This window comes from Nocardia sp. CY15 (assembly GCF_009829295.1).
GTDB classification, from domain to species: Bacteria; Actinomycetota; Actinomycetes; order Mycobacteriales; family Mycobacteriaceae; genus Nocardia; species Nocardia sputi.
Window position 1 is genome coordinate 316,670 of the sequence record NZ_VUOT01000001.1, and the last position, 25,476, is coordinate 342,145.

General features: G+C 68.8%; 28 protein-coding genes and 2 tRNA genes. 8 read left to right on the plus strand and 22 right to left on the minus strand.

Features of this window, described 5'->3' with window-relative positions; translation table 11 throughout:
• Window positions 1-79: 79 nt before the first annotated feature.
• The 4 genes from recA to GVY39_RS01545 all read right to left on the minus strand — a co-directional run bounded on the left by recA (window position 80) and on the right by GVY39_RS01545 (window position 3,313).
• The gene (gene recA / locus GVY39_RS01530; protein ID WP_159919641.1) at window positions 80-1,123 is read right to left on the minus strand and encodes a recombinase RecA; all 1,044 of its coding nucleotides are present in this window, start codon (window positions 1,121-1,123) and stop codon (window positions 80-82) included.
• A 333-nt stretch (window positions 1,124-1,456) separates the two neighbouring features.
• Window positions 1,457-1,906 carry a nuclear transport factor 2 family protein gene (locus tag GVY39_RS01535; RefSeq protein ID WP_159919643.1) on the minus strand — a complete coding sequence of 150 codons (450 nt, stop codon included), beginning with the start codon at window positions 1,904-1,906 and terminating at the stop codon, window positions 1,457-1,459.
• 27 nt (window positions 1,907-1,933) lie between these two features.
• Window positions 1,934-2,818: a pyridoxamine 5'-phosphate oxidase family protein gene (locus GVY39_RS01540; protein WP_159919645.1), complete on the minus strand. Its 885-nt coding sequence runs from the start codon at window positions 2,816-2,818 to the stop codon at window positions 1,934-1,936.
• 33 nt (window positions 2,819-2,851) lie between these two features.
• Window positions 2,852-3,313: a VOC family protein gene (locus GVY39_RS01545; RefSeq protein ID WP_159919647.1), complete on the minus strand. Its 462-nt coding sequence runs from the start codon at window positions 3,311-3,313 to the stop codon at window positions 2,852-2,854.
• 155 nt (window positions 3,314-3,468) lie between these two features.
• Here GVY39_RS01545 and GVY39_RS01550 point away from each other — a divergent pair, with 155 nt between their 5' ends.
• Complete coding sequence (locus tag GVY39_RS01550) at window positions 3,469-3,984, plus strand: CGNR zinc finger domain-containing protein (protein WP_159919649.1); 516 nt, start codon at window positions 3,469-3,471, stop codon at window positions 3,982-3,984.
• Window positions 3,985-3,986: 2 nt separating this feature from the next.
• Here GVY39_RS01550 and GVY39_RS01555 read toward each other — a convergent pair whose 3' ends face one another.
• The 8 genes from GVY39_RS01555 to GVY39_RS01585 all read right to left on the minus strand — a co-directional run bounded on the left by GVY39_RS01555 (window position 3,987) and on the right by GVY39_RS01585 (window position 10,570).
• Window positions 3,987-5,231 (minus strand): APH(3') family aminoglycoside O-phosphotransferase, encoded by a 1,245-nt coding sequence (locus GVY39_RS01555; RefSeq protein ID WP_236565240.1) that lies wholly within the window; start codon window positions 5,229-5,231, stop codon window positions 3,987-3,989.
• Entirely contained in the window at window positions 5,228-5,422 is a 195-nt protein-coding gene (locus tag GVY39_RS01560) for a DUF3046 domain-containing protein (RefSeq protein WP_159919650.1), read from the minus strand. The genes GVY39_RS01555 and GVY39_RS01560 overlap by 4 nt, the downstream gene beginning before the upstream one ends.
• Window positions 5,423-5,483: 61 nt before the next feature.
• On the minus strand, window positions 5,484-6,641 hold the full coding sequence (locus GVY39_RS01565) for a glycosyltransferase (RefSeq protein ID WP_159919652.1): 1,158 nt from the start codon (window positions 6,639-6,641) through the stop codon (window positions 5,484-5,486).
• A gap of 67 nt (window positions 6,642-6,708) precedes the next feature.
• Complete coding sequence (locus GVY39_RS01570; RefSeq protein WP_159919654.1) at window positions 6,709-7,419, minus strand: PIG-L deacetylase family protein; 711 nt, start codon at window positions 7,417-7,419, stop codon at window positions 6,709-6,711.
• 61 nt (window positions 7,420-7,480) lie between these two features.
• Window positions 7,481-7,654, minus strand: coding sequence for a hypothetical protein (locus GVY39_RS33820; protein ID WP_195070507.1), 174 nt, complete (start codon window positions 7,652-7,654; stop codon window positions 7,481-7,483).
• Between the two features lie 359 nt (window positions 7,655-8,013).
• Complete coding sequence (locus GVY39_RS01575) at window positions 8,014-8,643, minus strand: PRC-barrel domain-containing protein (protein ID WP_159919656.1); 630 nt, start codon at window positions 8,641-8,643, stop codon at window positions 8,014-8,016.
• Between the two features lie 81 nt (window positions 8,644-8,724).
• The gene (locus GVY39_RS01580) at window positions 8,725-8,892 is read right to left on the minus strand and encodes a hypothetical protein (RefSeq protein WP_159919658.1); all 168 of its coding nucleotides are present in this window, start codon (window positions 8,890-8,892) and stop codon (window positions 8,725-8,727) included.
• Window positions 8,893-9,052: 160 nt separating this feature from the next.
• Entirely contained in the window at window positions 9,053-10,570 is a 1,518-nt protein-coding gene (locus tag GVY39_RS01585; RefSeq protein WP_159919660.1) for a bifunctional phosphatase PAP2/diacylglycerol kinase family protein, read from the minus strand.
• A 249-nt stretch (window positions 10,571-10,819) separates the two neighbouring features.
• Between GVY39_RS01585 and GVY39_RS01590 the strand changes: the two genes are divergently transcribed.
• Window positions 10,820-11,020: a hypothetical protein gene (locus tag GVY39_RS01590; RefSeq protein WP_159919662.1), complete on the plus strand. Its 201-nt coding sequence runs from the start codon at window positions 10,820-10,822 to the stop codon at window positions 11,018-11,020.
• 11 nt (window positions 11,021-11,031) lie between these two features.
• Here the strand turns inward: GVY39_RS01590 and GVY39_RS01595 are convergent, their stop codons facing one another.
• The 5 genes from GVY39_RS01595 to pgsA all read right to left on the minus strand — a co-directional run bounded on the left by GVY39_RS01595 (window position 11,032) and on the right by pgsA (window position 14,845).
• Window positions 11,032-11,922, minus strand: coding sequence for a hypothetical protein (locus GVY39_RS01595; RefSeq protein ID WP_236565241.1), 891 nt, complete (start codon window positions 11,920-11,922; stop codon window positions 11,032-11,034).
• A gap of 149 nt (window positions 11,923-12,071) precedes the next feature.
• Window positions 12,072-12,893, minus strand: a complete 822-nt coding sequence (gene pspA / locus GVY39_RS01600) for a phage shock protein PspA (RefSeq protein WP_159919664.1) — start codon at window positions 12,891-12,893, stop codon at window positions 12,072-12,074.
• A gap of 199 nt (window positions 12,894-13,092) precedes the next feature.
• Window positions 13,093-13,557, minus strand: a complete 465-nt coding sequence (locus tag GVY39_RS01605) for a helix-turn-helix domain-containing protein (protein ID WP_159919666.1) — start codon at window positions 13,555-13,557, stop codon at window positions 13,093-13,095.
• 110 nt (window positions 13,558-13,667) lie between these two features.
• Window positions 13,668-14,195, minus strand: coding sequence for a CinA family protein (locus GVY39_RS01610; RefSeq protein ID WP_159919668.1), 528 nt, complete (start codon window positions 14,193-14,195; stop codon window positions 13,668-13,670).
• Entirely contained in the window at window positions 14,192-14,845 is a 654-nt protein-coding gene (pgsA, locus tag GVY39_RS01615) for a CDP-diacylglycerol--glycerol-3-phosphate 3-phosphatidyltransferase (protein WP_159919670.1), read from the minus strand. Before pgsA ends, GVY39_RS01610 begins: the two co-directional genes overlap by 4 nt.
• A gap of 142 nt (window positions 14,846-14,987) precedes the next feature.
• Between pgsA and GVY39_RS01620 the strand changes: the two genes are divergently transcribed.
• Window positions 14,988-15,554, plus strand: a complete 567-nt coding sequence (locus tag GVY39_RS01620; RefSeq protein WP_223512957.1) for an amino-acid N-acetyltransferase — start codon at window positions 14,988-14,990, stop codon at window positions 15,552-15,554.
• A 26-nt stretch (window positions 15,555-15,580) separates the two neighbouring features.
• Window positions 15,581-15,877, plus strand: coding sequence for a YciI family protein (locus GVY39_RS01625; RefSeq protein ID WP_159919672.1), 297 nt, complete (start codon window positions 15,581-15,583; stop codon window positions 15,875-15,877).
• On the opposite strand, the gene GVY39_RS01630 is transcribed toward GVY39_RS01625, so the two are convergent.
• On the minus strand, window positions 15,874-16,854 hold the full coding sequence (locus GVY39_RS01630; RefSeq protein ID WP_159919674.1) for a TerC family protein: 981 nt from the start codon (window positions 16,852-16,854) through the stop codon (window positions 15,874-15,876). The genes GVY39_RS01625 and GVY39_RS01630 overlap by 4 nt on opposite strands.
• A 528-nt stretch (window positions 16,855-17,382) precedes the next feature.
• Between GVY39_RS01630 and GVY39_RS01635 the strand changes: the two genes are divergently transcribed.
• Window positions 17,383-17,455 (plus strand) — tRNA-OTHER (locus tag GVY39_RS01635).
• 28 nt (window positions 17,456-17,483) lie between these two features.
• Window positions 17,484-17,560, plus strand: a tRNA-Leu gene (locus GVY39_RS01640).
• A 6-nt stretch (window positions 17,561-17,566) separates the two neighbouring features.
• Here the strand turns inward: GVY39_RS01640 and GVY39_RS01645 are convergent.
• Entirely contained in the window at window positions 17,567-20,158 is a 2,592-nt protein-coding gene (locus GVY39_RS01645; RefSeq protein WP_159919676.1) for a DNA translocase FtsK, read from the minus strand.
• 248 nt (window positions 20,159-20,406) lie between these two features.
• Window positions 20,407-21,030 (minus strand): TIGR03085 family metal-binding protein, encoded by a 624-nt coding sequence (locus tag GVY39_RS01650; protein ID WP_159919678.1) that lies wholly within the window; start codon window positions 21,028-21,030, stop codon window positions 20,407-20,409.
• Between the two features lie 424 nt (window positions 21,031-21,454).
• Here GVY39_RS01650 and GVY39_RS01655 point away from each other — a divergent pair, with 424 nt between their 5' ends.
• Together GVY39_RS01655 and GVY39_RS01660 are read left to right on the plus strand one after the other, a co-directional pair.
• On the plus strand, window positions 21,455-21,835 hold the full coding sequence (locus GVY39_RS01655) for a DUF4189 domain-containing protein (protein WP_159919680.1): 381 nt from the start codon (window positions 21,455-21,457) through the stop codon (window positions 21,833-21,835).
• 29 nt (window positions 21,836-21,864) lie between these two features.
• A complete protein-coding gene (locus tag GVY39_RS01660) occupies window positions 21,865-22,422 on the plus strand; it encodes a hypothetical protein (protein ID WP_159919682.1) in 558 nt (185 codons plus the stop codon).
• A 61-nt stretch (window positions 22,423-22,483) separates the two neighbouring features.
• Here GVY39_RS01660 and GVY39_RS01665 read toward each other — a convergent pair whose 3' ends face one another.
• Complete coding sequence (locus GVY39_RS01665) at window positions 22,484-24,484, minus strand: ribonuclease J (protein WP_159919684.1); 2,001 nt, start codon at window positions 24,482-24,484, stop codon at window positions 22,484-22,486.
• Window positions 24,484-25,389: a 4-hydroxy-tetrahydrodipicolinate synthase gene (gene dapA / locus GVY39_RS01670; protein ID WP_159919686.1), complete on the minus strand. Its 906-nt coding sequence runs from the start codon at window positions 25,387-25,389 to the stop codon at window positions 24,484-24,486. The genes GVY39_RS01665 and dapA overlap by 1 nt, the downstream gene beginning before the upstream one ends.
• Between the last annotated feature and the right edge of the window lie 87 nt (window positions 25,390-25,476).

Consider the following 25,476-nt stretch of genomic DNA (forward strand, 5'->3'; position numbering starts at 1 on the left):
CAGATCCTGCACCGCGTCGGCCCGTGGTCGCCCGGGATCGGTCGGACCCGCCCCGGGTGAGGGCCTGCCGTTCGTCGGCTCAGAAATCGGCGGGCACCTCCGCCGCCGCATCGGCTGTCACGTCGGCGCCGATGCCCAGCTTCTCCTTGATCTTCTTCTCGACCTCGTCGCGGACGTCGATGTTCTCCAGCAGGAACTTGCGAGCGTTCTCCTTGCCCTGGCCGAGCTGATCGCCCTCGTAGGTGTACCAGGAGCCGGACTTGCGGATGAAGCCGTGCTCGACGCCCATGTCGATGAGCGAGCCCTCCTTGGAGATGCCGTGCCCGTAGAGGATGTCGAACTCTGCCTGCTTGAACGGCGGGGAGACCTTGTTCTTCACGACCTTCACACGGGTGCGGTTGCCCACCACGTCGCTGCCGTCCTTGAGCGTCTCGATGCGGCGCACGTCCAGGCGCACCGACGCGTAGAACTTCAACGCCTTACCACCGGTGGTGGTCTCCGGCGAGCCGAACATGACGCCGATCTTCTCGCGCAACTGGTTGATGAAGATCGCGGTGGTCCCGGAGTTGTTCAACGCGCTGGTCATCTTGCGCAGCGCCTGACTCATGAGGCGGGCCTGCAAACCGACGTGGCTGTCGCCCATCTCGCCCTCGATCTCGGCGCGCGGCACCAGCGCGGCCACCGAGTCGATGACGATGATGTCGATGGCGCCGGAGCGCACCAGCATGTCGGCGATCTCCAGCGCCTGCTCACCCGTGTCGGGCTGGGAGACCAGCAGCGCGTCGGTGTCGACGCCGAGCTTGCGGGCGTAGTCCGGATCGAGCGCGTGCTCGGCGTCGATGAACGCCGCGACCCCGCCCGCGGCTTGGGCGTTGGCCACCGCGTGCAGCGCGACGGTGGTCTTACCCGAGGATTCCGGCCCGTAGATCTCGACGATGCGGCCGCGCGGCAGACCGCCGATGCCCAACGCCACGTCGAGCGCGATCGAGCCGGTGGGGATCACCGAGATGGGCTGGCGCGCCTCCTCGCCGAGACGCATGACGGCGCCCTTGCCGAAGCTTTTCTCCACCTGGGCCAGCGCGAGTTCGAGCGCCTTGTCCCGGTCGTACGCCTGTGGTGCCATGTCCTGATCCCCTTTTCGACGGGTGAGTCTCGTTCTGTGGTTGGCGCCTACAGTAGAGCCCGGCACCGACAAGTTCTGGCGACAACACTAGACGAACACGTGTTCGAGTCAAGCGACCCGCCCGGGTCTGCGCGCATGGCCGCGATGCGGTCGCGGCGGCGGCGACCGGACGGATCAGACGGACAGACTCGCCCGGTCCCGCGACGCTCTTGCCGGCTACATCGACGCGGCCGAATCGAATGGTCAGCGCGCGCTGACCCACCCTTCGACGACGCCGACCTGGAACCCGTCCCGGCTTGACGCCGCCGCCTCGGCTCGGCCGTGCCCGCACACCTAGCGTTGGGGCTGCACCGACTCGTCCGCCGGATCGCGCGGCCCGAAGATGCGCCGATCGGATTCCTCGATCCGGACGTCGTTGATGCTGGCCTCCCGCCGGGACATCAGCCCGTCCGGCGCGAACTCCCACTGCTCGTTGCCGTAACTGCGCCACCACCGGCCCGCCTCGTCGTGCCATTCGTACTGGAAGCGCACGGCGATGCGGTTGTCCGCGAAGGCCCACAGGTCCTTGCGCAGCGCGTATCCGTTCTCGATGGACCACTTCCTGGTGAGGAACTCGACGATGGCGGCGCGACCGGTGAAGAATTCGTCACGATTGCGCCATACCGAGTCCTCGGTGTAGGCGGCGGCGACCCGCTCCGGATCGCGCGTGTTCCAGGCGTTTTCGGCGGCCCGCACTTTGATAGCGGCGGATTCGGCGTCGAACGGGGGTAACGGAGGTCGCATGGGACGGCTCCTTCCTCGAAGGTGGTTTCAGGGATTGACGGGTGAAAGCTCGGCTGGTCCCCACCGCAGCGCTCCCCCGCGCCGCTGGCGCACCTCCTCGATGGTGAACTCGAGGGAGCACTGCGCGCCCGCGGCGAACGTCTCGGGCGCCCAGACCAGTTCGGCGGTGCCGGTGAGCTGCAGCGCGGCCGCGCCGGCCCAGTCCGGGATCAGAATCCCGCAGCGGGGGTTGACCTCGATGTTGCCGAGCGTCATGAACATCGAATTGCCCCGGTAGTCCGGCCAGCGCAGCCGAGTGGGCGACAGCACTCGGAGGAAACCCGGGTTCCCGCCGCGATGCGAGGCGTCGGCGTTGCCGTCTGCGTCGGCGGTCGCGACGAAGAACGTGTCGGCCGCGGCGACGGCGGCCTGCTGAGCCGCGTCGAGTTCTACACCGTGTCGCACCACCGGCGGCTCGGGGTCGGGCGTGTAGCTCTCGAGTTCTCGCCGGGAGATGTACTTGGGGCAGTTCGAGTACACCTGATCGGTGACGATGCGCAGGCCATCGCCCTCCGGCGTCGATCGGCCGTTGACCCGCATGCGCCTGCGCCGCTGCGGTTGCAGTGCGATCATGCCGACGCGAACACGGTGGGTCAGCGCTTCCCGCAGCGGATCGGCGGCGGCTGGACGGGTTCGGACCGAAATCGTCCGATCGTCGAGCGCCCGGACGAATCCCGGCTGCCCGGCCAGCTCGCTCGCCCACAGTCTGCCCGCCTCGTCGGCGGCGGCGAGCACCACCATCCGCTGTTCGGCCAGGAAGTCGGCCGCGACCGCGGGGATATCACGACGGATCATCCGGCCGACCCGTGCGGCGATGTCGGCTTGGCCCATCCGGCGCTGGACGGCGACCTCGCCGCTGTGAAACGGCTCCATCGCGATTCTCCCTTCGCTACGCGACCGACAGGATCAGAAGAACCCGCAGGTCGGGGCCGCGCCGCTGGGGGCGGGAGCGGATTCGGCGCCACTGGGCGCGTAGACCTCGAGGCGAATGCCGTCGGGATCGGTGAAGAAGATCCCGCCGGAGGCCACGCCTTCACCGTGGGCCACCACCCCGTCGTAGGCGAAGGTGACCGAGAGCTCACGCAGCACGCGCTCCACCGCGCGCACCTGATCGATGCTGTCGACCTGGAACGAAAGGTGATGCAGCCCGGGTGTTCCGGTGGAGAAGGTACCGCCGCTCTGCTCCCACAGCGTGACGACCAGCTTGCCGTCGGCACCGAGGAAGGCCCAACGACGCCGGTCACCGGTGCTCGCGGCGAGCTGTTCGAAGCCGAGAGCCCGGCGGTAGAAGTCCACCGAACGATCCAGATCCGAGACGTTCAGGCCGATGTGCCCGGTGGCGAGCTGAGGTGCGGCGACCGCGGTCATAATGTTCCTCCTCGGAATTTTCAACCGTCTAATACGGTTTCACTGGTTATAACATATCGACGCCGAAGCGACCGTGTCAACCACTAAACTTGATTTGACTAGTTAAACGGGAGGTGGCCGCCGTGGGCGAGGATGCGCACTCGATACCCTCGGGCATGCCCGATCCACGCCCCCACCTCGGTGAACCCCTGGCGCTCGATCTGCTGAACACGAGATGGATGGAGCACGGCCCGCAAGACCTGCTCACCGATGTGTCCGGCCTGCGCGTCTGGCTGGCGTCGGCGGGCCTCACCGATCGCGCGAGCGCCGACTCGGCCACCTTGAACGCGGTGCTGGTCGCGCGCTCGGCCATCTACGACGTGGTCGTGCACGCCGCGCACGAGGGGCTCAACGAGGTGCTGGAACACGGCCGGATCCGCCGCGCGCTCACCGAGTCCGGGCCCGCCGATCTGGCGGACGTCCCACAGCGGGCATGGCTGCCCGCCTGGCTGGCAGCCGACAACCTGCTGGAACTGCTGCGCACCGCGCCCGATCGGATCCGTCAGTGCGCGCACCCGGAGTGCGTGCTGTTCTTCTACGACACTTCGAAGAACGGGACGCGCCGCTGGCACTCGATGGCCACCTGCGGCAACCGCACCAAAGCGGCCCGCCACTACGCGCGGAAGACCTGAGTTCAGAACAATTCGTCGAGCAGCCGGTAGTACTCCAGGCGACTTTCGTCCGGGTCGGCCAGGCCGTAGGCCGTGAAGAAGGCGGAAACCTCCGCTTCGCCGAAGTCCGCGCGCAGATCGCGGACCGCCAGCGCCAGATCGCGGTAGCGGTCGGCGACGCCGAGCGCGCCGACATCGAGGAGGATCCCGTTCTCCAGCACGTTCGGCGGAGTGAAATCACCGTGCGCAACCACCGGATCCCCTTGCTCGGGGCGCTGAGCCCGCAACCGCGCGAGGACATCCGCCGGGGTGGATCCGGCGTTGTCGTCGTCGAAATCGTCCGCGTCGACGAGACCTTCCACGACGTTGCGGCGAGCCTGCGCCAGCACGACGTCGAGGCCTCCGTCGAACGGGCACTCGGTCACCGGAATGCTGTGCAGCCGACGCAGTATCGCACCCATGACGGTGCCGATCGAGGCCGCGTACGCGCCCTCTGAGCGGGCTCGCGCGGCCAGGCTGGGAGCGCCCGCGTCCGCGAGCACCAGCACGTCGTCCTCGAATGCCGCGACCTCGGGCAGATCGATTCCCCTGCCGCGCAACCAGGTCAGTCGCTCGTACTCGGCGACCGCCTTGGGGCCGCGTTTGAGCCAGTAGGCGCCGGAGACGAAAACCACCCCACCACTCATGCCCTCGTGGTCGTCCGACCAGCTCGGTGACTCACCGAGCAGCGCGGTGACAGTGGGCGGCAACGGGATCGGCAGCTCGCCGAGCGTGTCCAGAGCGGCGCGGGTGGCTTCGATCTCCTCGGGATCGCCTTCGGCGACGCGCAATCGCATCGCCTCGGCCAGCAGCGCGTGCGCCTCGGCCAGTTGATTCCGCTCGGCGAGCGCCTTGCCCAGGTGCTGCACCGCGGACGAGAGCACCTCAGGAGCGGCCACCCGCGCGTGTTCCACGGCGCGCCGGTACAACGTCTCGGCCGTGTCCGCATCGCCGCGGTAGCGGTACACATCGCCCAGGTTGATCCACACGCTGATCCGGCGCGGCTCGGTGTCCACCAATTCCAGCGCGCGATCGAGATGATCCAACGCGTCGTCGTAGCGACCGAGCAGCATCAGTTCGATACCGGTCTGCCGGAAGCTCGCGAAGTCGTCGGGCCGGGCCTGCGCCACCCGGGCGGCCAGGCGTTGCGGATCGTGCGGGATCATCCGCTGCCGCTCGTCGAACCGGTACAGCGGCTCGTCCCGCTCCACCTGCCCGGGGGCGCTCACCAGCGCACCCTGGGCACGTCGAATTCGGCGCACAACGCGCGCCAGACGTCGCGCGGATCGATCCCGGCCTCGATGGCGTCGGCGCCGGTGCGCCCGCCCAGCGCGAGGATCACATGGTCGGTCAGCAGGGCGTCGCCCCGGGCCACACCGAACTCGGTGTGCAACAGTTCCTGAAACTCGGTCAACCGCACCGTCCCGAACTTACTCCCATGACGCGCGTTCCCAGGTCAGTGGCACACCCGGGCCCGCCGGTCAGGGGTGAACGGCATGGCGGACCTGGTGGCACAGGGCCACGGGGTCGGGGAAGTCCGTCGCGGCGGCGGCCTCCCGGGCAGCCGCGGTGTAGGCGGGGTCGGTGAGGATCTCTTGGACCGCGGCGCGCACAGCGGCGGGCGACAGTGGCCGGACGACGAGCGAACTGCCCTGGCGGGCCGCGCGATTGGCCAGTTCCCACTGGTCGCCGCCGCCGGGAACCGTCACGATCGGGACGCCCGCGGACAGCGTCTTGGCGAGCAGGCCGTGGCCGCCGCCGCCCACGACCACGCGGGCATGGGTCAGCAGCTCGTCTTGGCGCCCCAGCCCCGCCGTCGCCCATGGGGGAAGATCGGCGGGCGGCGCGTCCAGCATCGAAATCGCCACGCGGACACCGGTGCCCTCCAAAGCCTCGAGGACCGTCTCGGCCATGCCCGCCACGCCGGTGTGCGCGGTGGAGGGGGCGACCATGACCAGCGGTCCGTCTCCGGGCGGAAGGTCCAGGATCGCCTCGGTCGGCTCCCACAGCAGCGGACCGATCACGTGGGTGGATTCCGGCCAGTCCGGACGCGGTACCTCGAGCGCGGGCAGGGTGGCGATCAAGCGCGCGGCGGGGCCTGGGTCGGCAGGCGGTAAACCGACACTCTCGCGGGCCCGCTCGCGCTGGCGACGCCCGTTCCGGAGGGCTCGCGCGGTCATACCGCGCAAAATCTCATCGCGCATCCGTCCGCGCAGGCCAACACCCGGAGCGAGTCCGCTCCCGATGGGCGGCAATCCCTTCGACGGCAGGTACAGCGGATGCGGGGACAGCTCCACCCACGGCACGCCGAGCCGCTCCGCGGCCATCCCGCCGCCCGCGGTCAGCACGTCGGAGATCACCAGTTCGGGCAGCATGGCGCTCAGTTCGGGCAGGATCTCGGTGGAGATGTGCGCGGCCCGCTCGTGGATGCGCTGCCCGGCGTCGGCGTCGTCGTCCACCGGTCGCGGCGCCAGGCCCTTAAGTCTGCGCACCCCGATTCCGGCGGCCAGCGCGGCGTCGAACCAGCGCGGGCCGGTGAACAGGACCGGCTCGTCACCGGCCGCCAGGAATCGCAAGCACAACGCGATAGCGGGAAACGCGTGGCCGGGATCGGGCCCTGCGACTACGGCTATTCGCATCCGCCTAGCCTGCCACACACCGGGGGGCGCAAGCCGCACCCGCATCGACGCGGGTTCGGCCCGCGGGTCAATCGGAGAAGAAGAACAGCTCGAATCCGACGGCGCGCTCGGCGGGGAATCCGTCCTTGGGGGCGGTCGCCTGGTCTACGACGGCGCGCGCCTGGTCGACGACCGGCTCTGGGCCGAGTGCCTCGAGGTAGCGGCGGTGTTCGGCCAGCGAGGCGACGGCCTGCTCGACGGTGTCGGTGACGTCCACGGCATGGGTGGCGACCGGCCCCACGACCGCCGCCCACCGCGCCGACCACGGCTTCCATTCGGCGATCTCCGGGAAGATCCACTCATTGCCCGCGTCCGAGACGGCATCCAGGGCAGCCCGGCCGACCGCACGATGGTCGGCGCTGTTGGCGTAGCCGGGAGCCCAGACGTCGCCGAAGTTGAACAGCACCACCATCTCCGGTTGATGCCTGCGGATCGCGGCAGCCAAGTCGCGGCGCAGCGCCAGGCTCTCCTCGACGCGACCGTCCGGATAACCCAGGAACTCCACCTCCCGCACGCCCACCACCTCGGCCGCCGCGATTTCCTCTGCCTCACGCAGTGGGCCGGCGAGGGCGGGCCGCAATCCGGCGATACCGGCTTCACCGCTGGTGACCAGCACGTAGCGGATGTCCTTGCCCTGCCGGGTCCAACGGGCGACAGCCGCGGCGGCGCCGTATTCGATGTCGTCGGGGTGCGCGACGATCACCAAGCCGCGCTGCCAATCTTCGGGAATTCGCTCCACAAGAGATCATTCAAACATCGCCCGCGCGCGACGACGGTGCGACGGCCGAGGCCCGGCGTCGCTACAGCTTGCTCACCGTCGAGTCGTCGGAGCCCGACACCGCCTTGTACAGCAAGTACAACCCGAACACGATGGCACTGATGACCAAGATGGGGAACAACCCCTCGAGCAACGCGCCGATGACGGCCAGCGCGATCCAGACGACTGCGACGATGCCGATGATCTTCCACAACATTCCGATGCCTCCCACGAGTACGTTTCCGCATCGAGCATGACATTCGGACGAGCATGAATCAGCAGGTGAGAAGGGAAATCGGGGCGGAAATCAGGGTTCACCCCGACCTCCGCCGCCCATCCGCCGGGCGGTGATCGGGGTTTCCCCGATCCCTCGTCCGCCGACGTCGCGGCAATCGGCCTACGCGTACCCGAGAACCGGGGTTCTCGCTTCTCGGACGGCTGCGGTCACGGATGCCGGACGGCAGGGACGTCCGGCACGTCGGTCGGCCGACCCGGACGTACGACAATGGTGTGCGCGTCGACGGCCGCGCACACCATTGTCGATGACGAGCCGGTCCCACGGCCGGGTCAGCCCGATCAGCCCCTTCGGCGCTCGGGGTCCGATAGCTCTTCGGTCAGGGGATCCTCCTGCGGCATGCCGTCCGGATCCCGCATACCGAGATCGGCCGTGTCGACGGCATAGGAGTCGACCACCGGCTCCCTTCCCACGCCCGACCGGTCGCCTGCGGGCGGCATCCGCAGCGTCTCTTCCTCGCTGCCCAGATACGACTGCCTCCGCGCGGTAGCGGCATCACCCTGCTCCCTGGTTCGCTCCTCCGGCGGGCGGGTCATCGCCGGACGGGCTTGCCGCGGCTGGGGCACCGGCTGCCTGCCGTAGACGTCCCACGCGGCATGCTCCGGGTCGATCTGATAGTGATCGAACAGTTCCTGCTCGGCTTGCGGACTGATCTGCCCGTTGTGGTCCAGCTGCGGCGAGGACTTCACCGCGTCCTTCCCGACCCGCACCTGCAGCGTGGCCGACTCCGGGCGATGCTCGGCGCCGGCCAGCGGGACCAAGGCGTCGGCGCTGAACAGACCGGTGGACACCGCGATCCAGGTCGGCGATCCGGAACTGTTGTCGACGTAGACCCGTTTGACCTTGCCGATCTTCTCGCCTTCGGGGCCGTACACCGAGCTGCCGATGAGCGTTTCCAGCATTTCAGTCATGGGTTCCTCCGCAGTTCGTCCGTGCGATGCGCAGGCCGACGGAACACGGCTGTCCACCGCGCGTGCTGAGAAAAAGGGGTTTCAATCGCTTGTGAGTGGATCGGTGGCGTCGGGACCTGCGGCGACGCGCTGCGTCCTGCGCGCAAGCCGCACCGGGTCCTCGGCGGTTTCACACGTCAGGTACCGGCTGACATCCAGCCGCTGCGTGTCCTGGTCGAGCAGCGATCGACGGTAGGAAACATCAAGCATGACGTGCTCCTGCCCTGTAGTGCATGTTCCCGGCCCCATCCGAGGTCGGAAGTAATCAGCTACAGATTGGCAACTACCCACGTACTCCGCTGTCAAACGAGCATCAGCCGGTATTTCACCCACTCGCCGATCTATAACTAGTCATACAGCTACCGAATAGCTACCTCTCGGCTGAGCCTTCGTGCCGACCGCGCCTGAGCAGCACCAGTGCCGATGGCCTGCTGATGAACCGGAAATCCTTGCCACGATGGTCGACCTCACCGTCGGTGGCCAACGAGACCGGCCGCCCGTCCACCCGCACCTCCACCCGGGAGACGCGGCGATGCCGATAGGTGGGTGAATACGCCAGCGTGCCGGTGAACGTCGCGAAGACCAGCCGCAGCCGGGAGAACCGGACATCCGCGCGCAGATAGCGGACGTCGAGAGCACCGCCGCGCAACTGCGGGCGCGACATCGGGAGCTGGTCGGCGGGGTGATAGCTGCCGTTGCCGACGAACAGCATCCACAGCGCGCAACGCGTGTCGTCGATGGTGACGTGCAGGGGCTGAGCGCGGAACAGCACACGCACCATGGCGATTCCCGCCGCGGGCCATTTACCGATCCGGCGCTCCCAGCGCTCGCGAACGCGCACGAAATCGGGGTAACCGCCGAGACTGGCGGTGTTGACGAAGATTCGCTGCTCGGCGTCGTCGAAACACACCTCCGCCACGTCGACGCGGACCGCTTCGCCCGCTTCCAGCCCGGCGAAGGTCACGCCGGGGTCTTCCACCCCGGCGTCTCTGGCGAAGTGGTTCAGGGTGCCGCCCGCGAAGACGGCCAGCGGCAGCCGGTGTCGTACCGCGTACTCGGCAACGGTCGACACGGTTCCGTCGCCGCCGACGACGCCGAGGGCGACGATGTCGTCGCGCCGCAGGAGTTGGTCGATCCGCGCCTCGACGTCGTCGCCGCCGCCGAGCTCGAGCACCTCGGCGGCAGGCAGCCGATCACGCAGGGTGGCGAGGGCATTGTCGCCGTCACCGGACCCGGCGTGCGGATTGCCGATCAGCAGCAGTCCGGCGCCATCCGGCAGTGGATCGATGTGGTCTACCGGGCCGAGGGCTGCCGGTGCGTCGTCGCGCACCGCCCACCACCGCCGGGTGACCAGCGCGACCGCGCCGCCGAACAGCGCGCCCGCGATCACGTCGGATGGCCAGTGCACGCCGATGTGCACACGCGAGTACCCCACCGCGGCGGCGACCGGGGCCACCGCGGCGGCCGCCGCGGGAGATTCCAGCGCCAAGCCCGCCGCGAACGCGGCCGCGGAGGCCGAATGTCCGGAGGGGAACGACGAGGAGACCGGCGGAGCGACCAGCCTGCGCACGAAGGGGACGGATTCGTCCGGCGGACGGCGGCGGGGAAACAACGGCTTGGCCACGCCGTTGGCCACACTGCTGGCAATGCTCAGCGCCAGCAGCCCCCGCACCGCGCCGCGGCGGGTCGAGCGGTCTCCGGCGACGAACAGCAGCGCACCGAGCGCGATCCACAAGCGGTTCTTGTCGGCCGCGGTGCTCAACGCCTTCAGCACCCGGTCGGCCGGGGTCGCCCGAACACGCGCGCTGCGGTCGACCAGCCAGCGATCCAGGCTGTTCGTGCCGCCGACCGACCCACCCTTGCGCCTGCGCGTCGTCAGAAACCGCATCGCCGCAGCCTACCGACAGCTCGGGCGTCGAGTCAGGGCGACCGACGGCTGTGCCCGCGCGCGCCGAGGCGTCGGCGGGCGCATCGGCGTCACCGCCACCGGATCACCCGCGTTTTCAGTGCACGGATGTACTCTGATCTCCAACGCACAGTGTCGTTGAGCGGCAACAGGGAAGGGATGACCGAACGATGCAGACACCCCAATCAGCACACAGTCATGCACTGAATGTCACATAACGGCCGGGATTCGATGGAAAGCACGAACGAGTTGGCACAGGAACTCGCGGCCGCGGCACGACGGCACGGATCGGCGATCGCGGGGATCGTCGGCTCCGCCGCCCGCAAAGCGTCATGGGAGGTGCTCGACCTCATGGCCGAGAGCCGCGAATTGGTCGGCGCGGCGTTGCGCGCCAGAGCCGAAGAACTTCGTCGTCGGGACCGGCCGAGCTGAAGAGGATCAGATCAGATCGGTGGCCGCGGGAACGCGGGCACCGATTTGTCGGCCACCTCGGTGAGAGCTTGGGCCCAGCCGTCCAGCCGGTCGGAGGCGTCACGCAGATCCGCCACGATGGTGTCGAAGTTGTGCCGCACCACGGTGTTCTCCGCCACCGCGAGAATCCGGCCCGCCGCGGCCACGACCTGCTCGTACTCCACCACGCCCGCATCGAGCCTGGCCAGGGTCAGTCGCAGATTCTCGGTGAGCGCCACCGCCGCCGGCGAATCCGCGCTCCCGATCGCGCCGAGGCCCTGTTCCATCGCCGTGATGTCGGTGGCGAGGGCGTGCAGCGCCGCCGCTCCCGAGGCGGCCGTTTCGAGCAGGTCGGCCAACTCCTCCGGCGGCAGCCGGTGCGAACGCGCGATCTGAACGCCCATCCCGTGCAATGCCTTTTCCGCACGAACCAGGCGTGCGATCGGCGGCCGGGCGTTCGACCACAGCGGTGGCTGTTTCCGCGGAATGAACGCCGCTTGCGGCAGCGGCGCGCCCCGCAGACGCAGATAACGGCGGGTGCTCAGTGCCGCACCGGTCACCAGCGCGACCGCGCCGCCGCCGACCATGACCACCGCCCACACCGGCGCCGAAAGCACGACAAGGCCAACGGTTCCCGCCGTGGTCAGGCCGGACACGGTGCCCAGCTGAAAGCTGCGGCGGCGGACCCTGCGGCGACGACGCAGCTCGCGCTCCCGTGGATCGGCCCAGCGTCGCACGGCGACGAGTGCGTTCTCACCGACTTCGCGAATGCTGTCCGGCAGGCTGCCCGGCTGGGGCGCGAGCGCGGCCTGTGCCCGGATCATCGCGGATCCGCGCAGGCGCCGCGTGTCGAGCTGTCGCTCGCGAAATGCACTGCCGCTCATACCTTCTCTCCCACCGGTTGCACATCGGACAGGCGGAGGCCCGGAACTCGATTGCCCGACTCGGCCGACGGCCGGCCGGTCGGGTCCTCACGCCTTGTGTTCCAGTGAACCAGCCCCCACCGACACGTGCCGCCGAACTGTGCTCGAGACTACTGCTGTGCGGCCTGTCCCTTGTCCATCTGCGGCTGGGCCGCATTGGCCTGAGCCGGGTTGATGGCGGGCTGGGCGCCACCGGCGGGCAACTGGTCTCCCCGCATGGACGCGCGGATCTGCTCCAACTTGCTGTGTCCGGCCATCTGAATGCTGGCCTGCTGCACCTCGAGCATCCGGCCCTGCACCGAGTTCTGTGCGAGTTCGGCGGAGCCGAGCGCGTTGGCGTAGCGGCGCTCGATCTTCTCGCGTACCGCGTCCAGGCTCGGTGTGCTGCCCGGCGCCGACAGCGTCGAATCCATCTGCTGCAGCGAGGCGGAGACCTGCTCCTGCATCTTGGCCTGCTCCAGCTGGCTGAGCAGCTTGGTGCGCTCGGCGACCTTCTGCTGCAACAGCATCGCGTTCTGCTCCACGGCCTTCTTCGCCTGGGCGGCCGCCTGCAGCGACTGGTCGTGCAAGACCTTCAGGTCCTCGATGGATTGCTCGGCGGTGACCAACTGCGCGGCGAACGCCTCGGCGGCATTGGTGTACTGGATCGCCTTCTCCGTGTCGCCCGCCGCGGTGGCCTGATCGGCCAGTAGGACGGCTTGGCGTGTATTGGCGTTGAGCTTCTCGACCTCGTCCAGCTGCCGGTTCAGCTTCATCTCCAGTTGACGCTGGTTGCCGATGACCGACGCGGCCTGCTGTGAAAGGGCCTGGTGTTGCCGCTGGGCTTCCTCGATAGCCTGCTGAATCTGGACCTTCGGATCCGCGTGCTCCTCGATCTTCGCGTCGAAGAGGGCCATCAGGTATTTCCAGGCCTTGACGAACGGATTAGCCATCGATTGATCCCGCCTCCATCTGACATGCCGCGCTTCGGCGCGACTCCAGTGCGCGACCGTCACGCACTCGATATGTGCCTATCCTCCACCATGTGGCACCTGGGCCGGGCGAACCCGACCCAACCGACGCCTACAGAGAATCTATCCGCTTTTCGCGCCGGGCCGCAGCGTTGCCGCCGTGGCCATGTTCCGTCGTGCGTCACACGCCCTTCACCAGGACCAACATGTCCGATCGCGGAGCGGGGATGACGATCCGGGTGTCCTCCGCCAGCGGCAGCGGCCGGGTGGCCGGGTCGGCGGCCGACATACTCGCCGACGTCGGAGCCAGCGCGGGTTCGGCCTGCGCCGCGGGCTCGGCGGCCGTCTGCTCGGACTCGGCAGCGGCGGGCGCCGGCGCCGCCTCGTCCACCGGCGCGGCTGCCGCCGGTCCGTCGGCCCCCGCCATGATCGTGCTCACATCCCACAGAACCCGCGACAGGGGCACGTCCAGCGCTTCGCAGATGGCGGCCAGCAATTCGCTGGAGGCCTCCTTGCGACCGCGCTCGACTTCGGAGAGATAGCCCAAGCTCACCCGCGCCGACGTCGACACCTCGCGCAAGGTCCGGTTCTGGGCGAGACGCGCACGCCGCAAACTGTCCCCGATCGCCTCTCGCAGCAGCGTCATCTCGTTCTCCTTCGCTCCGGTCGCCGGGCCGACGCGATTCTCGACCCCACGCATGCCGTTCTTTCTGGCACAACGTCGGAGCCGGGGCAGTGGTTCCCGCCCTGGACTCCTCAGCCGCTGCGCCCGACGCGGTCGGCCGGGCCCGTGCCCGCCTCCCGCACACACCGCAGCAATTCCGACACCGCCGTGTGCGTCGCACCAATTCTGATCGTCCACCGGTCGCCGGGGAGTTTCAACCGCATCACCTCGGAATGCCCGGGGCCGGCCAGCCCGAGGAAGACCGTGCCGACCGGATGACCGTCCTGCGAATCGGGGCCTGCCACGCCGGTCAGCCCCACACCCCAGTCCGCGCCGCATCGTGTGCGGGCGCCGACGGCCAGTTGTTCGGCGGTGCCGGCGGCCACCGGGCCTTCGGCGGCGAGCACCGCCGCGTCGACGCCGGCGAGGCTGTGCTTGAGATCGGTGGCGTACACCACCAGACCGCCGCGCAGCACGGCGCTGGCGCCGGGAACCCCGGCGATGGTCGCGGCGAGGAGTCCGGCGGTCAGCGATTCAGCGGTGGCCACGGTCTGCCGCACGGTCACCAGCGCACGGACGAGATCGGTGGCGGGTACGGCGGCGACCAGTGGATCACTCATAGGCCGCGCGCCCGCCCCGGTCCGCCCGCGAACCACACCCTGGCCGCCTGGCCGACGTAGTCCAGCCCGGTCACCACGGTCAGCAGCACCGCCAGGTACATCAGGGCCATACCGATCTCGCCGACCCAACCCGACAGCGGCAGCAGCAGCATGGCGATCGCCAGCGATTGGACCAGCGTCTTGAGCTTGCCGCCGCGCCCGGCGGGAATCACGCCGCGCCGCACCACCAGCAGCCGCAGCAGCGTCACGCCGATCTCGCGGCCGCAGATCACCACCGTGATCCACCAGGCCAGATCACCGAGCACCGACAGCCCGATCACCGCCGACCCGATCAGCGCCTTGTCCGCGATGGGGTCGGCCAGTTTGCCGAAATCGGTCACCAGGCCGTATTTGCGAGCCAGTTGCCCGTCGAATCGGTCGGTGATCGCGGCCACACCGAACAGCGCGGCGGCGGTGATCCGCCAGCCGGTCTCGTGACCGTCGCCGACGAACAAGGCGACGACGAACAGCGGCACGATCGCGATGCGCAGCATGGTGAGCACATTCGCGATGTTCAGCAGCGGCGCTTCAGTCTCGGCCTGGGCGAAACCCGGCCGGACCGGGGCGGGCGCGCTCCAGGGGCGGTCCGTCTCGTCGGGTTGCACGCTCATGCCTCCGCCTCACCTGCGGCCGGCTGCGTCACGACCGCCTCGTCATCCCGCCGCGCCGACCGGCGCGACGCGGTGAGCTGAACGAGCGGATCTGCGGCACACGTTCAGACTATCGGTAGCCGGGCCGACTACTGTGCACCCCATGACCTCTCGGGGACCACTAGGTGGTTCGACAAGCGACGCGTACCCGGGCGCGGCTTCGGCCGCGCGGAACTCCGTCCCGGTGGTCCGACGCGCGCGCACCTCCGACGTGCCCGAGATCAAGCACCTCATCGACGTCTACGCAGGCCGGATCCTGCTGGAAAAGAACCTGGTCACCCTCTACGAGGCGGTGCAGGAGTTCTGGGTCGCCGAACTGGACGGGCGCGTCGTCGGCTGCGGCGCGCTGCACGTGCTGTGGGCCGACCTCGGCGAGGTGCGCACGGTCGCGGTGCACCCCGACGTCAAGGGCACCGGTGTGGGCAAGCTCATCGTGCAGCGGCTGATCACGGTGGCCCGTGAACTCGAGTTGCAGCGGCTGTTCGTGCTGACCTTCGAGGTGGAGTTCTTCGGCAGGCACGGGTTCGTCGAGATCGACGGCACGCCGGTCACCGCGGAGGTGTACGCCGAGATGTGCCGCTCCTACGACACCGGCGTGGCCGAGTTCCTCGATCTGAGCTATGTGAAGCCCAACACCCTCGGCAATACTCGGATGCTGCTGACGCTTTGAGTCCGTCCCCACAGGAAGCGATACCCGTGCCGATCTTCGCCGTCCACTACGTCTACTCCGAAGCCACGGCCGCAGACCGGGACGTCTACCGTCCTGAGCACCGGGCCTGGCTGGCCGGTCTGCTCGAGTCCGGCGTCCTGCTCAGCAGCGGTCCGTACCCGGACGGCTCCGGAGCGCTGCTGATCTTCTGCGCGGAGGACGCGGGCCGCCTGAAGGACCTGCTCGCGCGGGATCCGTTCGCCCGGGAGAGTCTCATCGACGACGTGCGCGCCGTCGAATGGGCCCCGGTTTTCGGCGCCTTCGCGTCCTCCTCCAGCGGCTAACGGTCCGCTCGGGCGCGCGTGCGCAGCAGGCTGGCGACCGTCGCGACGACCAGAATCGCCAGGATGACGCCCAGCGACACCGGCGTGGAGATCTCCGGGACCGCGACGTGCTCGCCGCCGTTGACGAACGGCAGCGTGTTCTCGTGCAAGGCGTGCAGCACCAGCTTCACGCCGATGAACGCGAGAATCGCCGCCAGCCCGTAGGACAGGTAGACCAGCCGGTCGAGCAGCCCGCCGATCAGGAAGTACAGCTGGCGCAGGCCCATGAGCGCGAAGGCGTTGGCAGTGAAGACCAGGTACGGCTGCTCGGTGAGGCCGTAGATGGCCGGGATGGAGTCCAGCGCGAAGAGCAGGTCGGCGAACCCGATCGCCAGCAAGGCCAGCAACAGCGGCGTCACCGCACGGCGCCCGTCGATCTTGGTCACCAGCTTGTCGCCGTCGTATTCGTCGGTGGTCGGCAGCACGCGCTTGGCCAGCGCGACGATCCGGCTGTCGCGTTTCTCCTCGACTTCGACTTCGTGGCCGCTCTCGCGCATCAGCTTGACCGCTGTGTAGATGAGAAAGAGCCCGAACAGGTAGAACACCCAGCTGAAGGCACTGATCGCGGCCGCGCCGACGGCGATGAACGCACCCCGCATCACCAAAGCGAGCACGATGCCGATCAGCAGCACCTTCTGCTGGTAGATCCGCGGCACCGCGAAGGTGGACATGATGATCAGGAAGACGAACAGGTTGTCCACCGAGAGCGCCTTCTCGGTGACGAAGCCCGCGTAGTACTCCCCCGCGTAGGTCGAGCCCCACTGCCAGGCGACGACGCCGCCGAAGAGCAGCGCCAGCCCGATGTAGACCGCGGACCAGAAGCCGGACTCCCGGAACGTCGGCTCGTGCGGGGTGCGGACGTGTGCGAAGAAGTCGAAGACGAACAGTCCGAGGATCACGACGATGGTGATCGTCCATTCGAGTGCGGTTACGTGCATGCGGCGTGCCGATCGGAAGCGAAGATCATCATGATGTCCATAATGCCGGAAATGTCCGTTGCTCTTCAGTAGCGGGGTGATTGCCGCCCATAATTCCACATCCGTTCAGTCGACGTTTCGGGCCACAGTCGCCCACCGTGAGCGCCAAGCGGCGCGAAACGGGACGGATGCGCGGCGAGTTCGCCTGACCCACCGGCTCCCGAGCGACGCCTTGCGGGCGCGGAAGTACTGAAGGAGGTAGGGTCGTCGTCGACCGAAAAGCGGTTCCCAACGCCGGAGTCCGGTGTTAGTTTTTGAACCGGCGAAGATCGGACCACAGGAAGGCGACACCGATGACCGGGACGACACGGCGGCTGATGTCGCCGAGTGATGCCCGGCCCTCGCGAGCCCGCGTTGTGCTATCGGTCTCGTCCGTCTCCCATTGGCGGATGAGCGCGCGGAGCCGCCCCTGAACGTGTCTTTCGCAGACCCGTGCACCAAGGGTCACTCCGCGGCGAATCGCCGAGGGGTGACCCTTTTGTCGTGCAGACGGACGTAGCTCAGTCGGTAGAGCGGCGGTCTGGCAAAACCGTTGGCCGGGGTTCGACTCCCTCCGTCCGTGCCGAGTCTCCAGGTCGCACCGCGACCGCTCCCTCGTAGCCCAACAGGTAGAGGCGCCGGACCTAGATTCCGGGAGATGCGAGTTCGAATCTCGCCGAGGGAACCAGCCCGATCACTCCTGCGGCCCGGCCGAGTCACCCTCATCGCCGCCGCCGCGGATCGACCACAGCAGCCCTTCCAGCTCATCGGGTTTCACGAGCACGTCGCGCGCCTTGGAGCCCTCACTCGGGCCGACGACGCCGCGGGTCTCCATGAGATCCATCAGCCGTCCCGCTTTGGCGAAGCCGACGCGCAGCTTGCGCTGCAGCATGGAGGTGGACCCGAACTGCGAGGTGACCACCAGTTCCACCGCTTGCAGGAAAACGTCGAGATCATCGCCGATATCGGGGTCGACGTCCTTCTTCTCCCCGGCCTTCGCGGCGGTGACGCCCTCTTGGTATTCCGGCTCGGCCTGGTTCTTGGCGAAATCGACGACGCCGTGGATCTCCTCGTCGCTGATGAACGCGCCTTGCAGCCGAGTCGGCTTGCCCGCGCCCATCGGCAGGAACAACCCGTCGCCCATGCCGATCAGCTTCTCCGCGCCGGGCTGGTCGAGGATGACCCGGGAATCGGTCAGCGACGAGGTGGCGAAGGCCAGCCGGGAGGGGACATTCGTCTTGATCAAACCGGTCACCACGTCCACCGACGGCCGCTGGGTGGCCAGCACCAGATGGATGCCTGCCGCGCGGGCCTTCTGGGTGATGCGGACGATGGCGTCTTCCACGTCCCGCGGAGCGGTCATCATGAGATCGGCCAACTCGTCGACGATGGCCAGGATGTACGGGTAGGGCCGGTACACCCGTTCGCTGCCCAGCGGGGCGGTGATCGCTCCCGACTTCACCTTCTTGTTGAAGTCGTCGATGTGGCGCACCTTGTTGGCCTGCATGTCCTGATAGCGCTGCTCCATCTCCTCGACCAGCCAGGCCAGCGCGGCCGCCGCCTTCTTCGGTTGGGTGATGATGGGTGTGATCAGGTGCGGAATGCCCTCGTAGGGGGTCAATTCCACCATTTTCGGGTCGATCAGGATCATCCGGACCTCGTCCGGCGTCGCCCGCTGCAACAGCGACACCAGCATCGAGTTGACGAAGCTCGACTTACCCGAACCGGTCGAGCCCGCCACCAGCAGGTGCGGCATCTTGGCCAGATTCGCCGAGACGAACTCGCCCTCGATGTTCTTGCCCAGGCCGATCACCAGCGGATGGTGGTCGTTGCGGGTGCTGGGCGCCTTGAGCACGTCGGCCAGCCGGACCAGCTCGCGGTCGGCGTTCGGCACCTCGATGCCGACGGCGGACTTGCCGGGGATCGGCGCGAGCAGCCGGACGTTCTCCGTCGCCACGGCGTAGGCGATGTTGCGCGCCAGTGCGGTGATCTTCTCGACTTTCACCCCCGGCCCGAGTTCGACCTCGTAGCGCGTGACCGTCGGGCCGCGGACGAAACCGGTCACCGCGGCGTCGATCTTGAACTGCACCAGCACCTCGGTGATCGCCTCGATCATCGATTCGTTGGCGGCACTGCGTTTCTTGGGCGGATCCCCGTCGGTCAGCAACGACAGCGGTGGCAGGGTGTAGTCGCCTTCGACTTCGCGGTCGGTGACGAACTCCAGTTGCTTCGGCGGCGGTGGCGTCTGATCCTCCACGACCGCGGCGGGACGCTGCTTCTTCGGTTTCGGTTTCGGCGCGGGCTCCTCCACCGCGATCGGCTTGGCGTCCCGCAGCGGGGGTTCGCCGATCGCCTCGGTGACGGCGTCGGGGTCGCCGAACTCGTCGGGCGGGTAGTTCTCCGCGGGCGTGCGACCGCGCCGCTTGGCGCCGCGGCGCACCGGGAAGCCGTCGGCGTCGAAACCGGCCGGATCGTAGTCCCGGTAGTCGCCGTCGAATTCGCCGTATTCGTCGCCACCGTTCTCGGTGCCGAAGTATCGACGCAGCTTGGCGGGCACCTCGCGCACGGTGGTTCCGGTCACCAGCAACCCGCCGAAGACGATGGCCAACAACAGGATCGGGACAGACAGCCAGGCGGTGAGGCCGTTGGTCAGCGGCCCGCCGGTCACGAAGCCGACGAAACCCGCCGCGCGGGAACGTCCGTGCGCGTCGGTGGGAGCGCCGGCCGCGATGTGCCACAGACCGAGAATCGGCAGACCGATCAGCAGGCCGCCGAGCACCAGTCGCGGCCGGATCTCGGGGCGCGGTTCCGTGCGCATCAGGACGACGGCGATGCCCGAGGCGACGAACGGCAATCCGGCCGAGGCCGATCCGGAGATCGCGCGGATCACGTCCTCGACCCAGTGGCCCACCGGCCCGCCGGCCGACAACCACACCGCCGCCGCGATCACGGCGCTCACCGCGATCAGGGCCAGCGCGGCACCGTCGCGCCGATGGCCGTGTTCGATCTCCCCGGCCCGGCTCAGCGTGCGTGTGGTCGCACCCAGCCCCCGGGCCAGCATGGTCCAGCCGCTGCTGATGCCGCGTCCGATGACGGCCAGTGGCGCCGTGTTCGAGGTGCGGCGCACCGGACGCCGGGCCGGGGCGGGGCGCCTGCGGGGCGCCGCGGTCGTTCGAGGGGTCGCCGCGCGGGGCGTGGCCGCGCGAGAGCGTGCCGTGGTGGTCCTCCCCCGCGCCGATCCCGCCCGCGCCCGACTCGTCGTGGTGCTGCGGGACTTACCTGCCATGGCCCCAGGCTAGCCGCAATCGCCCCATCCGGACCATCCGCAACACTGGTTGCGTTCCGCCTCCGTGCGCCTCGGGCGCCGTCGCGGGGACGTTCAGCACCGTGAAAAGCCCTGGCGGTTCGCCGGATGAGCGGTCGCGGACAGCACGGCTCCGTGGCGGATCCACGGCCGAAGTCCCGGGCTCGTCTCCGGTCCGGCGGGGAACTCACGGCCGAGGATCCGGACGAACCCGCGACACGTCGCACGAATCAGACCGATCGGTCCGTCTCGAGCACCGCCCGTACGGCTTCGGGCGATCCGGTGGTCTCCAACCGGACTTCATCCCGACCGAAGGCATGCAGCACCAGTTCCGAGGGCTTGCCGGTCAGCGTGACGACGTCGCCGGAGGCGGATCGCGCCACCGTGCGCCTGCCGTCGGGCGTCACGAGCTCGACCGTGACCGGCGCCTTGCGGTAGGCCATCTTGGCCGTCTTGCGCAGCATCGACCACAGTCGATCCTCATCGGCGGCGGGCAGATCGCGCGGCTGCCAACCCGGTTCGGCGCGGCGCACGTCCTCGTGGTGGACGAACATCTCGGACAGGTTGACTACCGCATCGACCGGCCGCAACGGCGACCACCACGGCGGACCGGTGCGGATCTGGTCCAGCAACTCGGGAAACGGCTTGCTCGCCGCCTTCGCCTGCACCCGGTCGAGATACCCGGCGAACGGCTTCAACATGATGCCCGGCGCGGCATCGAGCCGCCGTTCGCGAACCACCACATGCGCGGCCAGATCCCGCACCGTCCACGCGCCGCAGAGCGTCCGCGCGTCCGGCCCCACGGCCTCCATCGCCTCGACGAGTCCCCTGCGTTCTCGCTGTGCCATAGTCACACCCCCGAAAATACCGACCACCCGGCCGCACTGCCGGATGACGCGACTGCCCGCGGCCACCGCGACCACGACGCCACCCGGAGAACCGTTCACGACAGCGCGACGTCGTTTTCGATGCCGCCGTTGCGCCGCACCGCGATTTCGCCGCGCCTGGAGTGCGATGACGTTGCCGCACACCAAGTTTCACCGCGCACACCAACCGCGCACACGAGCGGAGAAAGTCCGGTATCCGAGTTGCGGGCGGTGTGACCGTGCACCACACTGGGCTCTACGCCGATGCCCCCGGCAGGCGCGTATCCATACCACGGCGGTCGGGACTCCTCACACCGGGAAATCTCCGGCTAGCGCAATGAGGGTGGGCTCTGTACCTTGTCACTCGGTCCATCGGGTCGTGGACCTCATGACAAGAAGGGGCAAATCCTCCGTGAAGAAGTTTGCTACCGGTGTAGCCGCGCTCGCGGCGGTCGGTTCCGCGCTGGCTGTCAGCGCGCCCACCGCGCACGCCTACACCAACAATTACGGCGCGATCGCGCTGTCCACCTCCACCGGTCTGATCGGGTACTCCTACGACTACCCGACCTCGGCCGCCGCGCAGCAGCGCGCCGTGAGCTCCTGCAGCGCCGCCGACTGCCAGTCGGTGGTCTGGTTCCGCAACGGCTGCGGCGCCGTGGCGTACTCCAGTGGCACCGGCACCTGGAGCTGGGGGTACGCGTCGTCGCGGCGCGCCGCGCAGAGCCAAGCGCTGCGGCGCAACGATTCCGACGCCTACATCGTGCACTGGAACTGCACGTCCAACCACGGCTGATGCCCGGAATTACAGACGAAGGAAACATCGTGAAGCACCGCACTTTCCGGACCACCGTGGCCGTCGTCCTCACCGCAGTGGCCTGCTCGCTGAGCGCCTGCGCCTCGGGCGACGACTCCTCGTCCCAGAGCACCAGCGCCAATCCCACCCACGCCGCTGGTGAGTTGGAGGGCGGCTCGGACAAGGGTGACAAGGAGGCCGGTTCCGCACCGACCACCCCGTCCTCGCCCGCACTGGCCAAGCCCTCCGTGCAGCAGCTGAACGAGCGGTTGCAGAAGGCTTTCGACCCGAACGTGCCCAACGAGGAGAAGATCAGCTGGATCCAGGCCGCCGAGCAGGATCCCTACCTCGTCGCCAACCTCGTCGACGCCGCGAAGAAGCAGAAGGTCGCCGTCGAGGTCACCAACGTGGGCGACCCGAAGGACGGCAAGCTCAAGGCCGACGCCAAGGTCACCATCGACGGCACCCCGGTGGACGACGCGTTCATCCAGTTCGTCTCCGAGGGCGGCCAGTGGAAGGTCGACCACACCTTCGCCTGCAACATCGTCAAGAGCGCGAAGATCGAGTCCGCGGCCTGCCAGGAGTGACCGCGCCCGCGTGAAAAGCGCCGGACAGCTGAGCTGTCCGGCGCTTTCGTCGTTCCGGAGGTCAGACGCCGATGACGGTCGGCACGATCATCGGGCGACGGCGATACTTCTCGGCCACCCATCGACCGACCACGCGGCGCACGCCCTGCGCGATCCGGTGGGTGTCGGTGACACCTTCGCCCGCCAGCCGCAGCAGTTCGGCTTCCACCAGCTCCGACGCGTCGAGCAGTGCGGTCGGATCGTCGGAGAAGCCGCGTCCGCTGAGCTCAGGGGTGCTCACCGCCTTGCCGGTGGTCTCGTCGATGGCGACGGTGATCGCGATGAAACCGCCCTCGCCGAGAACCAGCCGGTCCGACAGTGTGGACTCCCCGACGTCGCCCACCGACAGCCCGTCGACGTACACATGGCCGACCGGCACCCGGCCGACGACCGAGGCGATGCCGTCGACCAAGTCGACCACCACTCCGTCCTCGGCGAGCACCACCCGCTCCTGCGGCACGCCCGTCGCCACCGCCAGTGCGGCGTTCGCGCGCAGATGGCGCCACTCGCCGTGCACCGGCATCGCGTTGGTCGGCCGCACCGCGTTGTACAGGTACAGCAGCTCGCCCGCCGAGGCGTGCCCGGAGACGTGCACCTTGGCGTTCTGCTGGGTGATCACCGTGGCGCCGAGCCGAGCCAGGCCGTTGACGACCGCGTACACCGAGTTCTCGTTGCCGGGGATGAGCGAGGAAGCCAGCACCACCAGGTCGTCCGGGCGGATGTTGATCTGCCGGTGGTCGCCGCGCGCCATCCGCGACAGCGCGGACAGCGGCTCGCCCTGCGAACCCGTGGAGATCAGCACCAGGCGGTGGCTGGGCAGGGTCGCGGCGACATCGAGGTCGACGACCACGCCCTCCGGCACGGTGAGATAGCCCAGATCCTGGGCGATCTGCATATTACGGACCATCGAGCGGCCGACGAAACAGATCCGCCGCCCGTACTTCTGGGCCACGTCGACGACCTGCTGGATGCGGTGCACGTGACTGGCGAAGGACGCGACGATGACCCGTCCGCTCGCCTTGCCGATGACCGAGTCCAGCACCCCGCCGATCTCGCGCTCCGGCGTGACGAAGCCGGGAACCTCGGCGTTGGTGGAATCCACCAGGAACAGGTCGACGCCCTCGTCGCCGAGCCGCGAGAATCCGGCCAGGTCGGTGAGCCGCCCGTCCAGCGGAAGCTGGTCGAGCTTGATGTCACCGGTGTGCAAGGCGACGCCCGCGGGCGTGCGGATGGCGACGGCGAGCGCGTCGGGGATGGAGTGGTTGACCGCGAAGTACTCGCAGCCGAACGGGCCGTGCGTGGTGTGCTGCCCCTCGATCACCTCGACCAGCTTCGGGTGCAGGCGGTGTTCCCGGCACTTCGCGGCCACCAGCGCGAGGGTGAACTTCGAGCCGACGACCGGGATGTCGGGCCGCAGCCGCAGCAGGAAGGGCACCGCGCCGATGTGGTCCTCGTGGCCGTGGGTCAGCACGACGGCGACGACGTCGTCCATCCGGTCCTCGATGGGACGGAAGTCCGGCAGGATCAGGTCGACACCGGGCTGCTGGTCCTCCGGGAACAGGACGCCGCAGTCGACGATCAGCAATTTGCCGCCGTACTCGAAAACCGTCATGTTGCGGCCGATTTCGCCGATGCCGCCGAGGGCGAACACACGCAGGCCGTTCTCGGGCAGGGCAGGCGGGGCGCCGAGACGGTCGTGCGCGGCGATCGGATCCGCCTGCGGCGGGGGCTCTTCGCCGCGCCGCGGGCTGGACTGCGCACGTCCACGGCTCGGTCGCCGGGTCGCCGCACCCTGGCCCCGGGTCTCCTGGCGCGCCCGCGCGGGCGCGGGCTGCTCGGTACGCACGACGGCATCGGCGGCCTTGGCGGCCTCGTCCACCGTCGCCACGTCGAGCGCGGACTCGGGCATCGCTACGGATTCCGACGGCGCGGGCGGCGTCACCCGCTCGACCGGCGCGGACGGGGCGGGCGCTCCCGCGGGGCGGGAAGCGCTGCGGCGGCGACGGGATAGGGACTCGCTCATCACAGCACTCCCACCGCTCGCAGGTCCGCGGCAAGCGACTCCAACTGCTCACCCGTCGGCATCAGCTGCGGCAGCCGCGGCTCCCCGACCTCCACGCCGAGCAACCGCAATCCGCCCTTGCTCATCGCGACACCGCCCAGCCTGGCCATCGCCGAGTGCAGCGGCAGCAAGGTGACGTTGATCTCCCGGGCGCGCACCACCTCCCCCGCCGTATAAGCCTCCAGCAGCGCGCGCAGCCGTTCGGGGACGAGATGTCCGATCACACTGATGAATCCGGTCGCGCCCACCGACAGCCAGGGCAGGTTGAGCGCGTCGTCACCGGAATAGAACGCCAGGCCGGTGCTGGCGATGAGTTCGGCGCCCATGTTCAGGTCACCCTTGGCGTCCTTGACCGCGACGATGCGCGGATGTTCGGCGAGCTTGCGGACGGTGTCGCTGGCGATCGGCACCACCGACCGCCCCGGGATGTCATAGAGGGTGACCGGCAGGTCGGTGGCGTCGGCGACGGCGGTGAAATGGGCGATCAGCCCCTCCTGGGAGGGCCGGGAATAGTACGGCGTCACCACGAGCAAACCGTGTGCACCCGCCCGCTGCGCGTTGCGCGCCAGTTCGACCGAGTGGGCGGTGTCGTAGGTGCCCGCACCCGCGATCACGGTCGCGCTCTTGCCCACGGCGTCGACGACGGCGCGCAGCAGATCGGCCTTCTCCGATTCGGTGGTGGTCGGCGATTCACCAGTGGTTCCCGAGATCGCGAGCAGGTCGACACCGCGGTCGACCAGGCGGGCCGCGAGCGCGACCCCGGCATCGACGTCGAGCTTGCCGTCGGCACTGAAGGGGGTCACCATCGCGACACCTACCGTGCCGGACGCACGCAGCTCCGTTGGCGTCGATTCACCGTTCGTCATGGTCAGAAAGGCTACCCGGTCCGGGACACGCCCTCGACACCGTCGTCGGCGATCAAGCCGCAACAAAGACGCGAATGTCTCGCGATG

Excerpts from the sequence above, each read along its gene's own strand:
- GVY39_RS01575 (WP_159919656.1), bottom strand. The coding sequence starts at position 8,643 with ATGACTGAAATGCTGGAAACGCTCATCGGCAGCTCGGTGTACGGCCCC.
- GVY39_RS01590 (WP_159919662.1), top strand. The coding sequence starts at position 10,820 with ATGGAAAGCACGAACGAGTTGGCACAGGAACTCGCGGCCGCGGCACGA.
- GVY39_RS01545 (WP_159919647.1), bottom strand. The coding sequence starts at position 3,313 with ATGACCGCGGTCGCCGCACCTCAGCTCGCCACCGGGCACATCGGCCTG.
- pspA (WP_159919664.1), bottom strand. The coding sequence starts at position 12,893 with ATGGCTAATCCGTTCGTCAAGGCCTGGAAATACCTGATGGCCCTCTTC.
- GVY39_RS01645 (WP_159919676.1), bottom strand. The coding sequence starts at position 20,158 with ATGGCAGGTAAGTCCCGCAGCACCACGACGAGTCGGGCGCGGGCGGGA.
- GVY39_RS01630 (WP_159919674.1), bottom strand. The coding sequence starts at position 16,854 with ATGCACGTAACCGCACTCGAATGGACGATCACCATCGTCGTGATCCTC.
- GVY39_RS01535 (WP_159919643.1), bottom strand. The coding sequence starts at position 1,906 with ATGCGACCTCCGTTACCCCCGTTCGACGCCGAATCCGCCGCTATCAAA.
- recA (WP_159919641.1), bottom strand. The coding sequence starts at position 1,123 with ATGGCACCACAGGCGTACGACCGGGACAAGGCGCTCGAACTCGCGCTG.
- GVY39_RS01550 (WP_159919649.1), top strand. The coding sequence starts at position 3,469 with ATGCCCGATCCACGCCCCCACCTCGGTGAACCCCTGGCGCTCGATCTG.
- pgsA (WP_159919670.1), bottom strand. The coding sequence starts at position 14,845 with ATGAGCGTGCAACCCGACGAGACGGACCGCCCCTGGAGCGCGCCCGCC.
- dapA (WP_159919686.1), bottom strand. The coding sequence starts at position 25,389 with ATGACGAACGGTGAATCGACGCCAACGGAGCTGCGTGCGTCCGGCACG.
- GVY39_RS01665 (WP_159919684.1), bottom strand. The coding sequence starts at position 24,484 with ATGAGCGAGTCCCTATCCCGTCGCCGCCGCAGCGCTTCCCGCCCCGCG.
- GVY39_RS33820 (WP_195070507.1), bottom strand. The coding sequence starts at position 7,654 with ATGTTGTGGAAGATCATCGGCATCGTCGCAGTCGTCTGGATCGCGCTG.
- GVY39_RS01610 (WP_159919668.1), bottom strand. The coding sequence starts at position 14,195 with ATGAGTGATCCACTGGTCGCCGCCGTACCCGCCACCGATCTCGTCCGT.
- GVY39_RS01585 (WP_159919660.1), bottom strand. The coding sequence starts at position 10,570 with ATGCGGTTTCTGACGACGCGCAGGCGCAAGGGTGGGTCGGTCGGCGGC.
- GVY39_RS01540 (WP_159919645.1), bottom strand. The coding sequence starts at position 2,818 with ATGGAGCCGTTTCACAGCGGCGAGGTCGCCGTCCAGCGCCGGATGGGC.
- GVY39_RS01605 (WP_159919666.1), bottom strand. The coding sequence starts at position 13,557 with ATGACGCTGCTGCGAGAGGCGATCGGGGACAGTTTGCGGCGTGCGCGT.
- GVY39_RS01620 (WP_223512957.1), top strand. The coding sequence starts at position 14,988 with ATGACCTCTCGGGGACCACTAGGTGGTTCGACAAGCGACGCGTACCCG.
- GVY39_RS01595 (WP_236565241.1), bottom strand. The coding sequence starts at position 11,922 with ATGAGCGGCAGTGCATTTCGCGAGCGACAGCTCGACACGCGGCGCCTG.
- GVY39_RS01565 (WP_159919652.1), bottom strand. The coding sequence starts at position 6,641 with ATGCGAATAGCCGTAGTCGCAGGGCCCGATCCCGGCCACGCGTTTCCC.
- GVY39_RS01580 (WP_159919658.1), bottom strand. The coding sequence starts at position 8,892 with ATGCTTGATGTTTCCTACCGTCGATCGCTGCTCGACCAGGACACGCAG.